Below are 16,967 nucleotides of genomic sequence, written 5' to 3'. Positions count from 1 at the left end.
CAGAAAAAAATAATTATAAAAATAAAAAGCGTGTAAATTAATACACGCTTTTTTTTACAAAAAAAATCAATCAATAAAGAAATTACTCTTTAATAGGATTTTAATAAGTCCCCCAACTTATTAATAAATCAAATGAAATCTCATTTTATAAATTTTTCGAATAAGTTTTCACTTATTAACTTTAATATTGAAAACAAATTGTAGTTAAAACAATATAATTTAAACGCTACTTTTATTTTCACTTCTTCATTTTGAAAAAAATATTAAATCAAAAGTATTTCAATATAAAAGAACACCAAAAAAACTGGGATAAAAGCATTGTTTTTGGGATGTTTGTCTAATTGAGAAAAGTAAAGCTGAAAAAATGGAATTAAACTTCAGATAAAAGTAAATTGGTTATTATTGATGTTGATACTTTTGATTACGTAAATAATTCAGAAGATTAATGCTTAAATAACAGGTTTTTCTATTTCATCGTATCAAATAGTGACATCGTTTTTACATCTTTTACAGGTTTTGAAAATTTTATGATTCGTTTTTCATTAGGTAACAAATCAAAATAATTATCGCTAAAAGAAGTTTCTTCTTGTGATAAAAATACATTTTTCGCTAGTTTATATGTAGAAATTTGAATTGTAGTTTCGTTTAGAACTTTAATTGAAATTGTTGGGTTTTTCAATTCTAAATCTTTTGGTTTTTCAAAAAAGTAATTGGTTTTTACTTCATTAAATTTTATGATCAAAACCGCTTGTTTCAAATTGAATTTTTCAAATTCTTTTTTATCTATTTGAAAATAAACTTTGCTAGTATTCGCATCAATTTGAATTTCAGAAATTTTATTCCACAATAAATTCCCATCAAAATCGATAAGTTGTATTTCTAGTTTTCCTTTTTCTGAAGTCAAATTATCACTTACAACATACACTTTATATTGCTTTTCTTCTTCGTTAACGGAAATTAATAAATTTTCAAAACTATTTTTCGCTTGATACTGAAATGCTTTCCAATTCCCAAAATAATCTACCGAACTCCAAGAAGTTACGGGCCAACAATCGTTCAATTGCCAAAATAGCGTTCCCATGCAATACGGTTTGGCTCTTCTATGGGCTTCAATGGCGGTTTTCATGCCTTCTGCTTGTAACAATTGCGAAACATAAATATACTCTTCAAACTTGGTTGGGATTTTATAATCACGTTCCATATACGTTTGAATGGTTTGATAACCTGTATTGTGTTTTTGATGAGCTTTAACCGCTTCAGAATTCAAATTTAAGTTGTCGGAATTCGTGAATTTCGAGAAAGTTTCTAAATTCGGCATGCCTTGAAAACCGTATTCCGACATAAATCGACCGACTTTTTTCTTATAAATTTCAAAAGGTTCCATGCCCCACCAAACGCCCCAATAATGCGAATCGCCTTGTAGTAAACTTTCTTTTCTTCCCCAACCAATTGACGGCGAAGAAGGCCAATAGATATTCTTTTCTTTTGAGACTAAACTGTCTAAAGTTTGTGGAATGACTTCGTGAAATAATTTTTGATAACCGTTCCAAATTTCTGTCGAATCTGCTTCAGAATACTTATATTGTTTTTGCCAACCCCAATTTTTCCAGCCTTCATCGTTTTCATTATTGCCACACCAAAGCGCAATACTCGGATGATTTTGCAAACGATTCACATTATCAATGACTTCTTCTTTTACAGTTGAAAGAAATTTTTCATCACTCGGATACATCGCGCAAGCAAACATAAAATCTTGCCAAACTAAAATTCCGTTTTTATCACAAGCTTCGTAAAAAGCATCATCGGCATACACGCCACCGCCCCAAACACGAATCATATTCATATTCGCATCTACTGCATTTTTAACAATAGAAGTATAAACGGAATCGGTAACTCGTGGTAAAAAACTATCTGGCGGAATGTAATTCGCACCTTTCATAAAAACAGGTTTTCCGTTTAATTTGAAATAAAAACTTTTGCCGATATCATCTTTTTCTTGGATTAATTCTATGGTTCTTAATCCAATATTTAGTTTTTTAGAGTCAATAATTTTCTTGTTTTTTGAAATATTGATTTGAAACGGATACAAGTTGGCTATTCCCAAACCGTTGCACCACCAGCGTTTTGGTTGGGCTATTTCATATTGCATTTTGACTTTATTCTTCCCTTTTTTCAGATGGAAAGTCTTTGTTTTTTCATTGATTTGAAGTTCAATTGGTTGCACTTCTGAAACATTGATTTCTGTTGTGAATTCCAAAATAGCTTTTGAATCGTTTAATTCAATTTGACTGTATTTTACATTCTCAATTTTTGCTGCATTCCAAAAATGAAGTTTGATAGGTTTGTAAATTCCGCAGGTGACAAATCTCGGACCCCAATCCCAACCATACTGATACTGCGCTTTTCGAGTGAACACTTTTTCGTCGCCTGGTAAAGTATAAGGTAATTTCTTCGCGTCTTCTTTTCCGATTTTCGAAGCAGATTTGAAAATGATTTTTAGATGATTTTCTCCAATTTGTAATTTATCTTTCACCGATGTATTCCAAGTTCGGAACATATTATCGGTTTCTAAAAGTAATTTTCCGTTTAAAAAAATGGTTGCATACGTATCTAAACCTTCGAAAAGTATATCAATGTTTTGGTTTTTTAATTCCGATTTGGTTAGATTGAATTTCGTTTCATATTCCCAATTTTCGTTTTCAATCCATTGCAATTGTTTTTCGTTAGTTCCAACAAAAGGATCTGGAATGAGTTGGTTTTCTAATAAATCGGTGTGAATCGTTCCGGGAACTTTCGCTTTGTTTTTTTGAGAATCGTTTTGTTTGTTGAATGTCCAATTTTCGCTTGATAAATTACGATACGAATTTTGTGCAGCAACAAAACCACAACATAAAATGGATAGTAAAAGGAAAAAATTCTTATGCATTCAATTTGCTTTTTAGTTGTTTTACTTCTTCTGGATTGGCGATTTCACTTCCATCTGTAATGGCCGAAGAATGATAAAAAGTCGCTCCTGTTTTTTCTTGAAGGAATTCAATATTTGTCGAACGTAATCCGCCACCAGGCATAATTACAATTCGATTATTTGCTTTATCAACTAATTCTGCTAATCGATTGATACCTTCAATAACATTGGGTTTTTGTCCAGAAGTTAAAATCGTTTGAAAGCCACAAGCAATAATATCTTCTAAGGATTGAAACGCATCTTCAACTTCATCAAAAGCACGATGAAACGTACAAGGAAAAGGTTTGGCTAGAGCTACTAATTCTGTATTTTGAGCTGTATGTATTGAATTGTTTTCATTTAAAATTCCGAATACAAATCCGTTTACGCCTAGTTTTTTAAATTGTAAGATTTCGTTTTTCATTTGTTGAAATTCGACATCTGAATACACAAAATTTCCACCTCGAGGTCGAATCATCACATTCAAATCGATAGTAAGTAATTCTCTGACTTGTTTGGTAATTTCAACATCCGGAGTCGTTCCACCAACTTCCATTTCGGCACAAAGTTCTACACGGTCGGCTCCATTTTCTTGAGCGATTACGGCAGATTCTAAATTAAAACAAGCAATTTCTAGGCGATTCATTATTTTAAAAAGTAATTCGCGTCAATTAATTTGCTTCCAGATACGTCTTGAACCGCATAATTAAATCCGCCTTGAATGCAATACGAACCATATTCTCCTTTTTTATTTAAAGCGATAAAACCAACTTGAATGTCTTTCAACTCTTTTCCTCTATTTTTGGTTAGTTTTACGATTCTAGCAACGGCTTCTTCACAAGCTTTTTGAGGTGATTTTCCTTGTCGCATTAATTCCACTACCAAATGACAACCTGTAATTCGAATCACTTCTTCACCATGTCCAGTTGCAGTTGCGGCTCCAATTTCGTTGTCGACATATAAACCAGCTCCAATAATTGGCGAATCTCCAACGCGTCCATGCATTTTAAAAGCCATACCACTTGTGGTGCAAGCGCCAGATAAATTTCCTTGAGCATCTAAAGCAATCATTCCAATCGTATCGTGATTTTCAATATTGGCGATTGGTTTGTATTGACTGGTTTTTAACCATTCCTTCCATTCTTTTTCCGATTCTTCAACCAGTAAATTCTCTTTTTTAAATCCTTGAGAAAGAGCAAATTGTAAAGCGCCATCGCCAACTAGCATCACGTGTGGTGTTTTTTCCATAACTGCTCTTGCAACTGATATTGGATGTTTAATTTGTTGTAAACATGCGACTGAACCAATATTTGAAAATTCATCCATGATACAAGCATCAAGTGTTACCTTTCCATCGCGATCTGGTCGGCCACCATAACCTACACTTCGTTCTTTTGGATCACCTTCTGGGATTTTCACACCAGCTTCCACGGCATCTAAAGCACGACCATTGTTTTTCAAAATTCCCCATGCCGCTTCATTAGCTTGAATTCCGAAATTCCAAGTAGAAAGTACAATAGGTTTGTTTACGTTTTTGCTTGGGATTACAATTTCTTCTATTTTTTCTTCTTTCGATTTGAAAGAATTTAAAGCGATGGCTACCGAACCAATTGCTGCAGTTTTTATAAAATTTCTACGATTTGCCATTTGTGAATTTGTTTTAAAAATTATTTTAAAATCGCTTTACTATAATTTATTCCCTTTACATCATAGATTTTGAAATGTTGTATCAATCGGTTTTTGAAATCTAGATATTTTTCTGGGTTCGAAGTTCCCCATAACACTTCTGAAAGTGCTGCCATTCTCGGAAAAACCATATATTCCACATGTTCTGGGGAAAGGATGTATTCTGACCAAACATTGGCTTGCGCGCCTAAAATATATTTCGCTTCTTCAGAAGTTAATTCTTTTGGAGTTGGGTTGAACGCATATACTTTTTCTACAGATGTAAATCCGCCAATAGCAATCGGTTCGTTTTTGGGTTCGTCTTGATAATGATCAAAATAACAATGCGAACCTGGCGACATTACTACATAATGTTTTTGTTTTGCTGCTGCGATGCCGCCTTCTGTGCCGCGCCAACTCATAACGGCTGCATTTGGTGCCAAACCGCCTTCTAAAATTTCATCCCAGCCTATAATTTTTCTTCCTTTACTATTGACAAATTTTTCAATTCTTTGAATGAAATAACTTTGCAATTCGTGTTCGTCTTTTAAGTTTTCGTCCTTCATTCTTTTTTGGCAATGCGGACAAACTTTCCAGCGTGTTTTCGGACATTCATCGCCACCAATATGAATGTATTCGGATGGAAATAATGCGATAACTTCGGTTAAAATATTTTCTAAAAAAGTAAATGTTTCGTCTTTCGGACAAAATACATCGTCGTAAACGCCCCAAATTTTTCCTACTTCAAACGGTCCGCCTGTGCAAGAATATTCAGGATATGCGGCTAAAGCGGCTAAGGCATGACCTGGCATTTCGATTTCTGGAACAACAGTTATATGTCTTTCCGTAGCGTACTTAACAATTTCTTTAATTTCATCTTGCGTGTAAAATCCGCCATAGCGTTTGTCATCAAATTTTTGATCATCATAACGACCAATCATGGAACCATTTCTCCATGCCCCAACTTCAGTTAGTTTTGGATATTTTTTTATTTCGATACGCCAACCTTGATCATCCGTTAAATGCCAATGAAAGGTGTTGAATTTATACATTGCCAAATAATCGATATATTTTTTTATAAATTCTTTTGGAAAGAAATGACGTGAGCAATCGAGATGCATGCCTCGCCAAGCGTATTTGGGTTGGTCTTCGATGTTTAAACAAGGTAATTTTATTTCCTCATTTTTTTGGAATGGAATTAATTGTAAAAGTGTTTGAATTCCGTAGAAATTACCAACAGAGTTTATTTGCGAAAATTGTATTTCATTCTTCTTAATATAAAGTGAGTATTTACCCTCATTTGTATTTATTGAAATATAACCCTCGGAGTCAAATTTTGGTTTAAATCTAATAGGATCCATTTGAATAAAGCTAATTTTATTATTTGATTTCGAATTTAAACCAATCTTTAAATCCAAACCTGTTCTTTCTTTTATAGCTTGTTGAAGATATTTTGCTTCAAACAAATTTTCATCTGCTTGAATTACAGTTTTCTTATTTAAAACAAAATTTCCTTCACCTAATTTAATATCTGTTGGTTTCGGAATTAAAGCTAATTCATTTTGCGAAAAGGCAAGATTAGCGAATAGTAAAAGTAGTAGTAGACTTTTTTTATACATTTTAGTTGTGTTTGTAATTTTGCTAAAATTAAATAAAAAAAGCCTCACATAATGTAAGGCTTTTAAAAAAATCTGTATTAAAGAGATTATTTTTTATCTAATTCTGCAATTTTTGCGTCTACTTCTGCTTTAGTTCCTTCTAAAACTTTAACAGTTTTACTTTCTTTTCCATCAACTGTGCTTGTAATAGTTACAGTTGCTTTTTCTTTTCCATCTTTTAAGACTTCTCTTTTAATTTGGATGCTTTGTGTTTCTTGCTGAGTTACTACAGGACTTTTATCTTGGTGACGTTTTTCATAATCAGCATCGTGATCACAATTTGGACCATGTACATGCGCATCTCCGATATATTTACCGTTTTCATCGTATTGTGACATACAATTATCTTTGCATTCTTGAGTACAACCATTTTCTTCACACATTTTAGCACATTCTTCTTTTGTCATAGTTGCACATTTCGATAAATCACATTTACCATCTTTGCAAACCATTTCTTTTTTGTCTTTAGAACAACAAGCTGCCATTTTTTTATCTCCAGAAGCATGACCGCTTCCTAAAATTGGAGCAATTACTAAACCAATTAAACATGTTAACTTAATTAAGATGTTCATTGATGGTCCGGAAGTGTCTTTAAACGGATCTCCAACCGTATCTCCAGTTACCGCAGCTTTGTGAGCGTCTGAACCTTTGTAAGTCATTTCACCGTTAATCATAACGCCAGCTTCGAAAGATTTTTTTGCATTATCCCAAGCTCCACCAGCGTTGTTTTGGAAAACGGCCCAAAGTACTCCAGATACTGTAACTCCAGCCATATAACCACCTAACATTTCAGCAATTAATTGGTTGTTGTCTCCATAAACTAGTTTTCCTAATAATACGATTGCGATTGGGAAACCGATAGTCATAATTCCAGGTAACATCATTTCGCGTAAAGCGGCTTTCGTAGAAATGTCAACACATTTTGCGTATTCTGGTTTTCCAGTACCTTCCATAATTCCAGGAATTTCTTTAAACTGACGACGTACTTCGTACACCATATCCATGGCTGCTTTTCCAACAGAATTCATGGCTAATGCTGAGAATACAACAGGAATCATTCCTCCGATAAATAACATCGCTAAAACCGGTGCTTTGAAAATATTAATTCCGTCAATTCCAGTAAAGGTTACATAAGCTGCGAATAAAGCTAGGGAAGTTAACGCTGCCGAAGCAATAGCGAAACCTTTACCAGTAGCTGCAGTTGTGTTACCAACTGAATCTAAAATATCTGTACGAGTACGAACTTCTTTTGGTAATTCACTCATTTCTGCAATTCCACCTGCGTTATCAGAAATTGGTCCGAAAGCGTCAATGGCTAATTGCATGGCTGTTGTAGCCATCATTGCTGAAGCCGCTAAAGCTACACCATAAAATCCTGCTAAAGCATAAGTTGACCAAATTGCCGCAGCGAATAATAAAACCGTTGGGAAAGTAGAAATCATACCAGTTGCTAATCCAGCAATTACGTTTGTTCCTGCTCCAGTTGACGATTTTTGTACAATGGCCATTACTGGATTCGTACCTAAACCTGTATAATATTCTGTAACTGAAGAAATAGCTCCACCCACAAATAAACCAATTAATGAAGCATAAAAAACTCGCATTGATGAAATGTCTTTAATACCTTCACCAAAGAAATTCATTTTCATATCTGCTGGCAACATGTATTTTATTAGGAAGAAACAACAAACAGCCGTTAAAACGATAGAAACCCAGTTCCCAATATTTAATGCTTTTTGTACTTGTGCTTCTTTAGCATCATCACTTGAAATTTTCACAAGCATCGTTCCGATAATAGAGAATAAAATTCCGAAACCTGCGATAGCCATTGGTAATAAAATTGGTCCAATTCCTCCGAAAATATCATCAATTTTTCCGCCCATGTCTTTGATAACGTAGTTTCCTAAAACCATAGCGGCTAAGACTGTTGCTACATACGAACCAAATAAATCGGCACCCATTCCGGCAACGTCACCAACATTATCTCCAACGTTATCTGCAATTGTAGCAGGATTACGTGGATCATCTTCTGGAATTCCAGCTTCTACTTTACCAACTAAATCGGCACCTACATCGGCAGCTTTTGTATAAATACCACCACCAACACGTGCGAATAAGGCAATAGATTCTGCTCCAAGAGAAAATCCTGCTAAAGTTTCTAGAACGATAGTCATGTCTTCTGTTGAAGTCCAAACCCCATTCATAAAATATCTAAAAAATAGAATAAAGAACCCTGTTAAACCTAAAACTGCTAAACCTGCAACTCCTAATCCCATTACCGTTCCACCGCCAAAAGAAACTTTTAAAGCTTGTGGTAAACTAGTACGAGCGGCTTGCGTAGTTCGAACATTCGTTTTGGTTGCAATTTTCATTCCCATATTTCCTGCCAAAGCAGAAAAGAAAGCTCCAAAAACAAAGGCAACTACAATTAGCCAATGTGTAGTAGGTACAAAAAAAGAAATGGCTCCAAGAACTACACTTGCGCCAATAACAAAAAAGGTTAATAATCGGTATTCTGCTTTTAAGAAAGCTAAGGCGCCTTCATAAATATAATCTGAAATTTCTTTCATTTTTCCATCTCCAGCATCTTGTTTTAAAACCCAAGCACGTTTCATTGCCATAAAAAGCAATCCAATTATTGCCATTACAATAGGCAAATAGATCATAAAATTATTCATAATTTAGTAAATAGTTAATGGTTAATTTTAATTCGTTTTAACAAAAATAAACAAAAAAGGCAATTACCCTAATGATAATTGCCTTTTTTAATAAATTTATTGAAAGATTTCTATTTAATTCTTCGTAATCTTTTTTGTTGAAATACCTTCTGATGAACTTACTTTAAAGAAATAAATTCCTGAGGTTAATTTTTCGATATTAATTGTATTTATTTTAGTGTTTAAAATCTCAGTAAATAAGAATTTTCCAGAAACATCATAAACTTCAAGTGTAGCAATTTCATTAGTTAGTAATTCAATATTTACTTGGTTTGAAGCTGGATTTGGATAAGCATTTAGTTTTGAATCTAATTCAAAACTGTTACTGCTCAATACAGGTGTGCTTACTTGAATCGAATTAATACTGTGATTAGTGTGCGATTGATCACTAGCATAGCCTCCAGCAGAAATGTAAAATCGAACTTCATCAACATCGTTAAAAGCTGCGTTTAAAATTATTGTCATTGGAAGAAAGGCTCCGCCATCATAAGCTTGAAAAGAAGTTGTAGCCACTTCAGTAGTGTTTTTATATCCTTTTACAGTGATTATAGTTGATGTGGTTTCACCCCAATTGTAATAAACGAATTGATTCAGTTTAAATTCGCTTCCGCTTACAGATTTAATAAGCATTCCTTTTGTGCCTACAGATGGTCCGCCATCATTTCTTGTTATTCCAGAAAAAGATGCGTTGCTACTATTTAAAAAAGTATTGTTTTCCCAAGATAACTGATTTTGGAATGTTCCATTTATATCGGAAATGTTATAAATTTGGATATCAATATCTGAAATATTTACAGAACCACCGTCACCATCACTTGCAATATTATCCGTTGAAATTCCTGTGTTGTTTGTGAATGTTAATGTGGGTGCTGTGCTAAGCGTTTGTGCCGTACTGAATTTAAAAAAGGAAACGGCTGCTAAAAATAAAATGTAATTTTTTCTCATAAAAAAAGGTGTTAATTCGTAGTACAAATTTAACACCTTTTAAGTTATTTTTTATGAATTAAAGTTTATTTAATACTAAATAATCCTTCTGGTTTGTTTTCAATTGCGTTAAAGCGATCAATACATTCTTTGATGATATTACGGGCTTCATTTACATCTCCCCAACCTTCAACATCTACTTTTTTATTTTCTAAGTCTTTATAAACTTGAAAAAAGTGTTCAATTTCTTTAACTAAGTGCGGGTTAACATCACTTAAATCGTTTAGAGAATTCCAAATTGGGTCTGATACAGGAACACAAATTATTTTTTCATCTTGTCCTTTGTCATCTGCCATATGGAAAACACCAATTGGTTTTACTTCGATAACACAACCTGGGAAAGTTGGCTTAGTCACTAATACTAAAACATCTAATGGGTCGCCATCTAAAGCTAAAGTTTCAGGAATGAATCCGTAATCTGCTGGATACATCATTGAAGAGAATAGCATTCTATCAAAACGCATTCTTTTTAAATCGAAATCATACTCATATTTGTTTCGGCTTCCTCTAGGAATTTCTACCAAAACGTCAAACGTTGTTATTTTATCTGCTGTCATTTTCTTATTATTTTCGGGTGCAAATGTAGTGAAAAAGTGAAAAAGTGAAAAGTGAAAAGTGAAAAGTTTTTTTAAAAATATTATCTGTTTCTTTTTCTAAGATAGTGATGCCATAATAAATACGTCGCTAAGGATCGGAATGGTTTCCAATTATTAGCGTGAATTTCCATTTCTTCTAAAGTTTCTGTTTGGAAAAGTTCACGCATGGTATGTTGTACGGCGATATCTCCAATAGGGAAAACATCTTTTTTTTGCAAACAAAACATCAAATAGACTTGAGCAGTCCATTTGCCAATGCCTTTTAGTTGAATTAATTCGTTATAAACGTCTATTTCGGTTTTGGAATGAAAACTTTCTAAATCAATTTTATTTTCTTCAATGCAAAGTGCTAAGTTTTTAATGTAACTTATTTTTTGTCGAGATACACCGCATGATTTTAGTTCTTCGTCTGAAACTTCTAATAGTAATTTCGGTGTGAAACCATTCAAATACTTTTCAATTTTATCATAACAGGCTTTTGCGGAAGCAATAGAAACTTGTTGTTCTAAAATTAATTGCGAAAGCGCTACAAATCCGGATGGGCGAGTGGTGATTGTTGGATGCCCATAAGTGTCAATAATTTGTTGAAACTTGGGTTCGATTTCAATTAACGACTCTAGAAAACTTAACATGAATGTTGAATTTTGAATAACGAATTTTGAACTTTGAATGATTTAAAAATAGAAACCAAAACCAACGCGAATCGTAAATTTACGAGCATCAGGAACGTTGAAATAACTGCCACGCCAAGCGCCATCAATTCGCATCACTTTAAAAATATTTCCAATTCCTGCCGAATATTCATAATAACCATCAACAGGAGCTTGATAACTTTGTCCAGAAGCATTTAAGGCAATGTTTTCCTTAGAAACTGAGCCATAAACGGCTTTCATACCAATAATTTCTCTCCAATTTAACTTACGTAATAAAGGAATTCTTGAAAATAATTTTCCGTTGAAATTGTGTTCTAAATGCAACGAAGTATATTGATCGGCTACAAAATCGTAATAGTTTAATAAGTTGTAAGTATTGTCTATGATAAAGTAAGATTGATTTCCTGGAATGACACCCATTAATGATAACGGAACAGCTCCGAAAGTTTTTCCGATTTCTAATGTCGAGAATAATCTTCCAAAACCACCAATTAATAAGGGCTGACGGTAATAAAATTGCAGTTTCGAATAGTTAAAATCACTATCAAATACCCCTTTTAAACCTTGAGAATAACTCACGAAAATTCGAGGGTAGTTTAAATCGATATCAATTCTATCTACGCCATAGCCAACCATTTTGCGTTTTGGTGTGTAATTTATTAAGAAATTAACTTCGGATTGTGTTATTTTACTTGCTTTTGTTGTATGTGTATTATCTGTAAAATAATCGATGTTAAATTCTGGAGAAGCTGAAGATAGCGTTCTGTATGAGAAACTACTTTCTAAAACTAAATTTTTAACTGGCTCAATCTCGAAGCCTAAATTAGTTAGATTTACGTTGGTTAATTTGTTGTTGGTTCCGCTTGAGAAAAAAGAAGATGAAGCAAAACTTCTCCCTAAAACATCATTAGAAGTGGTTAAGCTTACTCCAATTTGTTCTACATCTCGACGGTTTCCTAGCGAAACAATAAAACGATTTTTCTTATCCAGCATTACGCGTGCGTTGATTCCGTATTTGACTTTGTCGTCTTTAAAACCATATGCGGTGTAACCTTGAATACGCCACGGATCGTTGGCTCCGAAATACGTTCTTCCGCCCAAGCGAACTCGTTGACCTTCTACGTCATTATATCCTAATGTAGAGAAAATTGGGCCGATATCAAATTTTCCAACCTGAATATAACCACTTCCTAAAATAGAAACTAAATTGTAAAAACGTTTGATTTTCGGAACTGTTTTTAATGTATCAAGCATTTCATAAATTCCTTTTTCATTGGAATTTAAGCTTTCGAATCTGTTTTCGTCCCAATATTCGTCCGTTTTAGTGTATACTTCTTTATCGAAATTGTTTACATCTTCTCTGTAAAATTTATCGTCTTTTGGTTGATTGAATTCGTGATTTTTGAACATAGTTGTACGTTTTCCGTACATTCCATTGGATCCTTCTTTTTTGGTTAAAGCAAAATCCGTCATCATGTGATCGCGTTTCAATAAGAAAACAGAATCGTTTAATACATCAAATTCTTGTTCAATATAAATGTCTCGAACCCAGTTAATATTGGCGCTTTTGCTAGCTTCCATGTTGATGCTTTTGATAGCGAAAGTGGAATCGTTGACCCAAAAATCACCTTTAAATGTCAATTCATTCTTTCTTCTCGGATAGTATACGATATTATAACACCATTTTTTATCAATAAAAGTACTATCGGCTAAAACATAATTATAAACCTGAATTCCAGTTCTTGATAACGGACTCACGAAATCTTTATCGAAAAATTTCAAATAATTATTATAGATATCGTAATCGGCATATAAATCTTTTAAAAAGGCGTTGACACCATCATTATTAGCATTTCCAAATCCAGAATATTTATTGGCTTGTAATACGTCTTTTGTTCTGTTCTTTGCATTGTCGCCATAGACTTTACTCATGGTTTCGTTAATGAAAATAGGTAAGAAGTTTTTACCCGTAATGGCTGAGGTATCTACATGTTGGAAGATGAATTCTACATTTTTAAAAATCTTACCTTTCATAAAGGCACTGTCAATGGAGTTGATGTCGAATTCAATTTTTTCATATTTATCGTATTGATAATGATTGAATTGGCGCAAGCCATTTTTCTTTTTTCGTTCCCAAATTTTTCGTAAAATATCTATTGCTGGATTGTTCTTTTTGGAAGTTTTTCCGCCATAAATTTTCACTTCTGCAATTTCGTTGGAGTTTTCTAAAACGATTTTTAAATCGTAATTATGTTCTCCAGTAAGTTCGATGTCTTTGTCTTTGTAGCCAACAAAAGAAACCGCTAATGTGGTATAGGTTTTTTTGGATTCTAGATAAAATTTTCCATTTTCATCGGCTATGACACCTTCTGCAGAATTTTTAAAAGCTACTGTAGCGTAAGAAACAGGTTGTTTGGCATCGTCTAAAATTACACCACTTACTTTAGTTTGAGAAAAAGCAAAGGTTGAAATCAAAAATATAAAGGCAAATAGGTTTTTCATTTATGCTGAATTTATTTATTCTGGATTCATTTCAGAATTTCAGTATTATTTATTATAAAAAAATCCCGATACTACTATCGGGATTCAAATATACTTTTTTTAGATTAATTTTCTAATCTAAAATGTTACAATATTATTTGTATAATACTTTTTTAACAGCTTTTACCACATCGTTACTGTTTGGTAACCATTCTTTTAACAGAGTAGGTGAGTAAGGAGCCGGTGTGTCAGCAGTTGTGATACGTTGAATAGGTGCATCTAAATAATCGAAAGCACGTTCTTGTACCATATATGTAATTTCTGAAGCGACAGACGCAAACGGCCAAGCTTCTTCTAATACGACTAATCTATTTGTTTTTTTAACTGAATTGATAATACAGTCGTAATCCATTGGACGAACGGTTCTTAAATCGATAATTTCACAAGAAATACCTTCTTTGGCTAATTCATCAGCAGCAATAAAAGCTTCTTTTATGATTTTTCCGAAAGAAACAATAGTTACATCTGTTCCTTCACGTTTGATATCAGCTACTCCTAATGGGATAATGTAATCTCCTTCAGGAACTTCACCTTTATCACCATACATTTGTTCTGATTCCATGAAAATAACAGGGTCGTTATCTCTAATGGCAGCTTTTAATAAACCTTTTGCATCATAAACTGTACTTGGAACCACTACTTTTAAACCAGGAGTGTTGGCAAACCAGTTTTCAAAAGCTTGAGAGTGTGTTGCTCCTAATTGTCCAGCAGAAGCTGTTGGTCCACGAAAAACCATTGGCATAGGAAATTGTCCAGCCGACATTTGACGCATTTTTGCTGCATTATTTATAATTTGATCAATTCCAACTAAAGAGAAGTTGAATGTCATATATTCTACAATTGGTCGGCATCCATTCATGGCTGAACCTACTGCAATACCTGCAAAACCAAGTTCTGCAATTGGAGTATCAATAACTCTTTTTGCTCCAAATTCTTCAAGCATTCCTTTTGAAGCTTTATAAGCTCCATTATATTCCGCAACTTCTTCACCCATTAAATACACAGATTCATCTCTGCGCATTTCTTCGCTCATTGCTTCACAAATTGCTTCTCTAAACTGTATTGTTCTCATAAATTAATTCTAAAACTTAGTGAAAGGCAAAAATAATAAAATTTAACGAGTACTATCATTATTATTTTTAAATAATTTCACGCAATCGATTTCTTTACTAATTAATTGATGAATTCTTATTTTGATATGAGAAAATTAAACAATTCATAAAAATCACCAATTTTAGATAAAAAAAACGTATTTTATATGCGTGCATAGTATTTTTTTAAAACATTTTTTGTAATTTCGTGCCATCAATATAAAATCTTTAAAAATGAAAATATTAGTTTGCATCAGTCACGTTCCTGATACTACTTCAAAAATTAATTTTGTTAATAACGATACAGAATTCGATACAAATGGTGTGCAATATGTTATTAACCCGAATGATGAGTTTGGTTTAACCAAAGCAATTGTATTGAAAGAGCAAAATGGTGCTCATGTAACAGTTGTAAATGTTGGTGGTACAGATGCCGAAGCGACGTTAAGAAAAGCACTAGCAATTGGTGCTGATGAAGCAATTCGTGTAAACACAAACCCAACGGATGGTTTATTTGTAGCCAAACAATTAGAAAATGTGGTAAAACAAGGTGGTTACGATTTAATTATTGCAGGTACAGAATCTATTGATTATAATGGAGGAATGGTTCCTGGAATGTTAGCCGGATTATTAGGTTTTAACTTCGTGAATTCTTGTATTGGTTTAGAAGTTTCTGGTACAGAGGCAACTACAATTAGAGAAATTGACGGTGGTAAAGAAACAGCAACAACAAGTTTACCATTAATTATCGCTGGTAAAAAAGGTTTAGTAGAAGAAAAAGACTTAAGAATTCCAAACATGAGAGGAATTATGACAGCTAGAACTAAAGCTTTAAATATTGTAGAACCTTCTGGTGATGCTAACGCAACTTCAACGGTAAAGTTTGAAAAACCAGCAGCGAAATCAGCAGTAAAATTAATTAGTCCTGATAATTTAGACGAATTAATTAATTTACTACACAACGAAGCTAAAGTAATATAATTCGTAAATCGAGTTCGTAAATCATAAATCGTAAATCGTAATTAAAAAGATATGTCAGTTTTAATATATACAGAATCAAACGATGGTAAATTCAAAAAAGTAGCTTTTGAAATTGCCTCATACGCAAAAAAAGTAGCCGATATGTTAGGAACAACAGTAACAGCTGTTTCTATCAATGCTACAGAAAACGCAGCTTTATCTACTTATGGAGTAAGTAAAGTATTAAAAGTAAACAATGATAAGTTAACTGCATTTAGTGCAAAAGCTTACGCAGATGTAATCAAACAAGCAGCTGAAAAAGAAGGTGCTAAAGTGGTTATTGTAGCGTCAACTACAGATAGTTTACACATTGCGCCATTGGTAGCGGTAAACTTAAACGCTGGTTTTGCCTCTAACGTAATTGAAGCTCCAATTAGTGTGGCTCCATTTCAAGTAAAAAGAAATGCTTTCTCAAACAAAGCATTCAACATATCAGAAATTGCTACAGACGTAAAAGTTTTAGGAATCTCTAAAAACTCATTTGGTTTAGTAGAAAACGCTACTTCATTAACAGAAGAAGACTTCTCACCTTCATTATCTGATGCAGATTTTGGTGTAAAAGTGACCAATTCAGAAAAAACAACAGGAAAAGTAACAATCGCAGATGCTGAAGTTGTTGTTTCTGCCGGACGTGGATTAAAAGGTCCTGAAAACTGGGGAATGATTGAAGAATTAGCTTCTGTACTTGGTGCAGCAACAGCTTGTTCTAAGCCTGTTTCAGATATCGGATGGAGACCACACGGAGAACACGTAGGGCAAACAGGAAAACCAGTAGCTGCCAATTTATACATTGCAGTGGGTATTTCTGGAGCGATCCAACATATTGCAGGAATCAACTCTTCTAAAGTTAAAGTAGTTATCAACACAGATGCCGAAGCGCCTTTCTTTAAAGTAGCAGATTATGGTGTGGTTGGCGATGCTTTTGATGTAGTTCCTAAATTGATTGAAAAATTAAAAGCTTTTAAAGCAGCAAACGCATAATTTTTTATATATTGTGCCTCCTAAAAAAGGCTATCTAAATACGATAGAAATATCTAATTTAGATAGCCTTTTATTTTATAGAAAATATTTTTATAGTACATTTGAATAAAGTTTAAG

12 protein-coding genes are annotated in these 16,967 nt (G+C 33.4%); 2 read left to right on the top strand and 10 right to left on the bottom strand.

Annotation, left to right across the window (positions count from 1 at the left end; translation table 11 throughout):
* Window positions 1–466 precede the first annotated feature (466 nt).
* The 10 genes from UEQ13_RS08000 to UEQ13_RS07955 form a co-directional block, all read right to left on the bottom strand.
* Window positions 467–2,926, bottom strand: a complete 2,460-nt coding sequence (locus UEQ13_RS08000) for a beta-mannosidase (protein WP_329805832.1) — start codon at window positions 2,924–2,926, stop codon at window positions 467–469.
* Window positions 2,919–3,590 carry a copper homeostasis protein CutC gene (locus tag UEQ13_RS07995; RefSeq protein ID WP_329805831.1) on the bottom strand — a complete coding sequence of 224 codons (672 nt, stop codon included), beginning with the start codon at window positions 3,588–3,590 and terminating at the stop codon, window positions 2,919–2,921. The genes UEQ13_RS08000 and UEQ13_RS07995 overlap by 8 nt, the downstream gene beginning before the upstream one ends.
* Window positions 3,590–4,591, bottom strand: a complete 1,002-nt coding sequence (locus UEQ13_RS07990) for an isoaspartyl peptidase/L-asparaginase family protein (RefSeq protein ID WP_329805830.1) — start codon at window positions 4,589–4,591, stop codon at window positions 3,590–3,592. Before UEQ13_RS07990 ends, UEQ13_RS07995 begins: the two co-directional genes overlap by 1 nt.
* A gap of 20 nt (window positions 4,592–4,611) precedes the next feature.
* A complete protein-coding gene (locus UEQ13_RS07985; protein ID WP_329805829.1) occupies window positions 4,612–6,228 on the bottom strand; it encodes a beta-N-acetylhexosaminidase in 1,617 nt (538 codons plus the stop codon).
* An 86-nt stretch (window positions 6,229–6,314) separates the two neighbouring features.
* Entirely contained in the window at window positions 6,315–8,945 is a 2,631-nt protein-coding gene (locus tag UEQ13_RS07980; RefSeq protein WP_329805828.1) for a sodium-translocating pyrophosphatase, read from the bottom strand.
* A 114-nt stretch (window positions 8,946–9,059) separates the two neighbouring features.
* Window positions 9,060–9,929, bottom strand: coding sequence for a T9SS type A sorting domain-containing protein (locus UEQ13_RS07975; RefSeq protein WP_329805826.1), 870 nt, complete (start codon window positions 9,927–9,929; stop codon window positions 9,060–9,062).
* A 65-nt stretch (window positions 9,930–9,994) separates the two neighbouring features.
* Window positions 9,995–10,525, bottom strand: coding sequence for an inorganic diphosphatase (locus tag UEQ13_RS07970; protein WP_329805825.1), 531 nt, complete (start codon window positions 10,523–10,525; stop codon window positions 9,995–9,997).
* Between the two features lie 80 nt (window positions 10,526–10,605).
* Window positions 10,606–11,196: a DNA-3-methyladenine glycosylase family protein gene (locus UEQ13_RS07965; RefSeq protein ID WP_329805824.1), complete on the bottom strand. Its 591-nt coding sequence runs from the start codon at window positions 11,194–11,196 to the stop codon at window positions 10,606–10,608.
* Between the two features lie 42 nt (window positions 11,197–11,238).
* Window positions 11,239–13,719, bottom strand: a complete 2,481-nt coding sequence (locus UEQ13_RS07960) for a DUF5686 family protein (protein WP_329805823.1) — start codon at window positions 13,717–13,719, stop codon at window positions 11,239–11,241.
* Window positions 13,720–13,852: 133 nt separating this feature from the next.
* The gene (locus UEQ13_RS07955) at window positions 13,853–14,830 is read right to left on the bottom strand and encodes a pyruvate dehydrogenase complex E1 component subunit beta (protein WP_329805821.1); all 978 of its coding nucleotides are present in this window, start codon (window positions 14,828–14,830) and stop codon (window positions 13,853–13,855) included.
* Between the two features lie 253 nt (window positions 14,831–15,083).
* Here UEQ13_RS07955 and UEQ13_RS07950 point away from each other — a divergent pair, with 253 nt between their 5' ends.
* Window positions 15,084–15,830 (top strand): electron transfer flavoprotein subunit beta/FixA family protein, encoded by a 747-nt coding sequence (locus UEQ13_RS07950; protein ID WP_329805820.1) that lies wholly within the window; start codon window positions 15,084–15,086, stop codon window positions 15,828–15,830.
* A gap of 51 nt (window positions 15,831–15,881) precedes the next feature.
* Window positions 15,882–16,850, top strand: a complete 969-nt coding sequence (locus UEQ13_RS07945; protein WP_329805819.1) for an electron transfer flavoprotein subunit alpha/FixB family protein — start codon at window positions 15,882–15,884, stop codon at window positions 16,848–16,850.
* The last annotated feature ends 117 nt before the right edge of the window (window positions 16,851–16,967 follow it).

It is taken from the genome of Flavobacterium facile (assembly GCF_036321945.1).
GTDB classification, from domain to species: domain Bacteria; phylum Bacteroidota; class Bacteroidia; order Flavobacteriales; family Flavobacteriaceae; genus Flavobacterium; species Flavobacterium facile.
This window is presented reverse-complemented; position numbering and strand designations above follow the sequence as displayed.

Coding starts and splice junctions, on each gene's coding strand:
- UEQ13_RS08000 (WP_329805832.1), bottom strand. CDS start 2,926: ATGCATAAGAATTTTTTCCTTTTACTATCCATTTTATGTTGTGGTTTT.
- UEQ13_RS07995 (WP_329805831.1), bottom strand. CDS start 3,590: ATGAATCGCCTAGAAATTGCTTGTTTTAATTTAGAATCTGCCGTAATC.
- UEQ13_RS07990 (WP_329805830.1), bottom strand. CDS start 4,591: ATGGCAAATCGTAGAAATTTTATAAAAACTGCAGCAATTGGTTCGGTA.
- UEQ13_RS07985 (WP_329805829.1), bottom strand. CDS start 6,228: ATGTATAAAAAAAGTCTACTACTACTTTTACTATTCGCTAATCTTGCC.
- UEQ13_RS07980 (WP_329805828.1), bottom strand. CDS start 8,945: ATGAATAATTTTATGATCTATTTGCCTATTGTAATGGCAATAATTGGA.
- UEQ13_RS07975 (WP_329805826.1), bottom strand. CDS start 9,929: ATGAGAAAAAATTACATTTTATTTTTAGCAGCCGTTTCCTTTTTTAAA.
- UEQ13_RS07970 (WP_329805825.1), bottom strand. CDS start 10,525: ATGACAGCAGATAAAATAACAACGTTTGACGTTTTGGTAGAAATTCCT.
- UEQ13_RS07965 (WP_329805824.1), bottom strand. CDS start 11,196: ATGTTAAGTTTTCTAGAGTCGTTAATTGAAATCGAACCCAAGTTTCAA.
- UEQ13_RS07960 (WP_329805823.1), bottom strand. CDS start 13,719: ATGAAAAACCTATTTGCCTTTATATTTTTGATTTCAACCTTTGCTTTT.
- UEQ13_RS07955 (WP_329805821.1), bottom strand. CDS start 14,830: ATGAGAACAATACAGTTTAGAGAAGCAATTTGTGAAGCAATGAGCGAA.
- UEQ13_RS07950 (WP_329805820.1), top strand. CDS start 15,084: ATGAAAATATTAGTTTGCATCAGTCACGTTCCTGATACTACTTCAAAA.
- UEQ13_RS07945 (WP_329805819.1), top strand. CDS start 15,882: ATGTCAGTTTTAATATATACAGAATCAAACGATGGTAAATTCAAAAAA.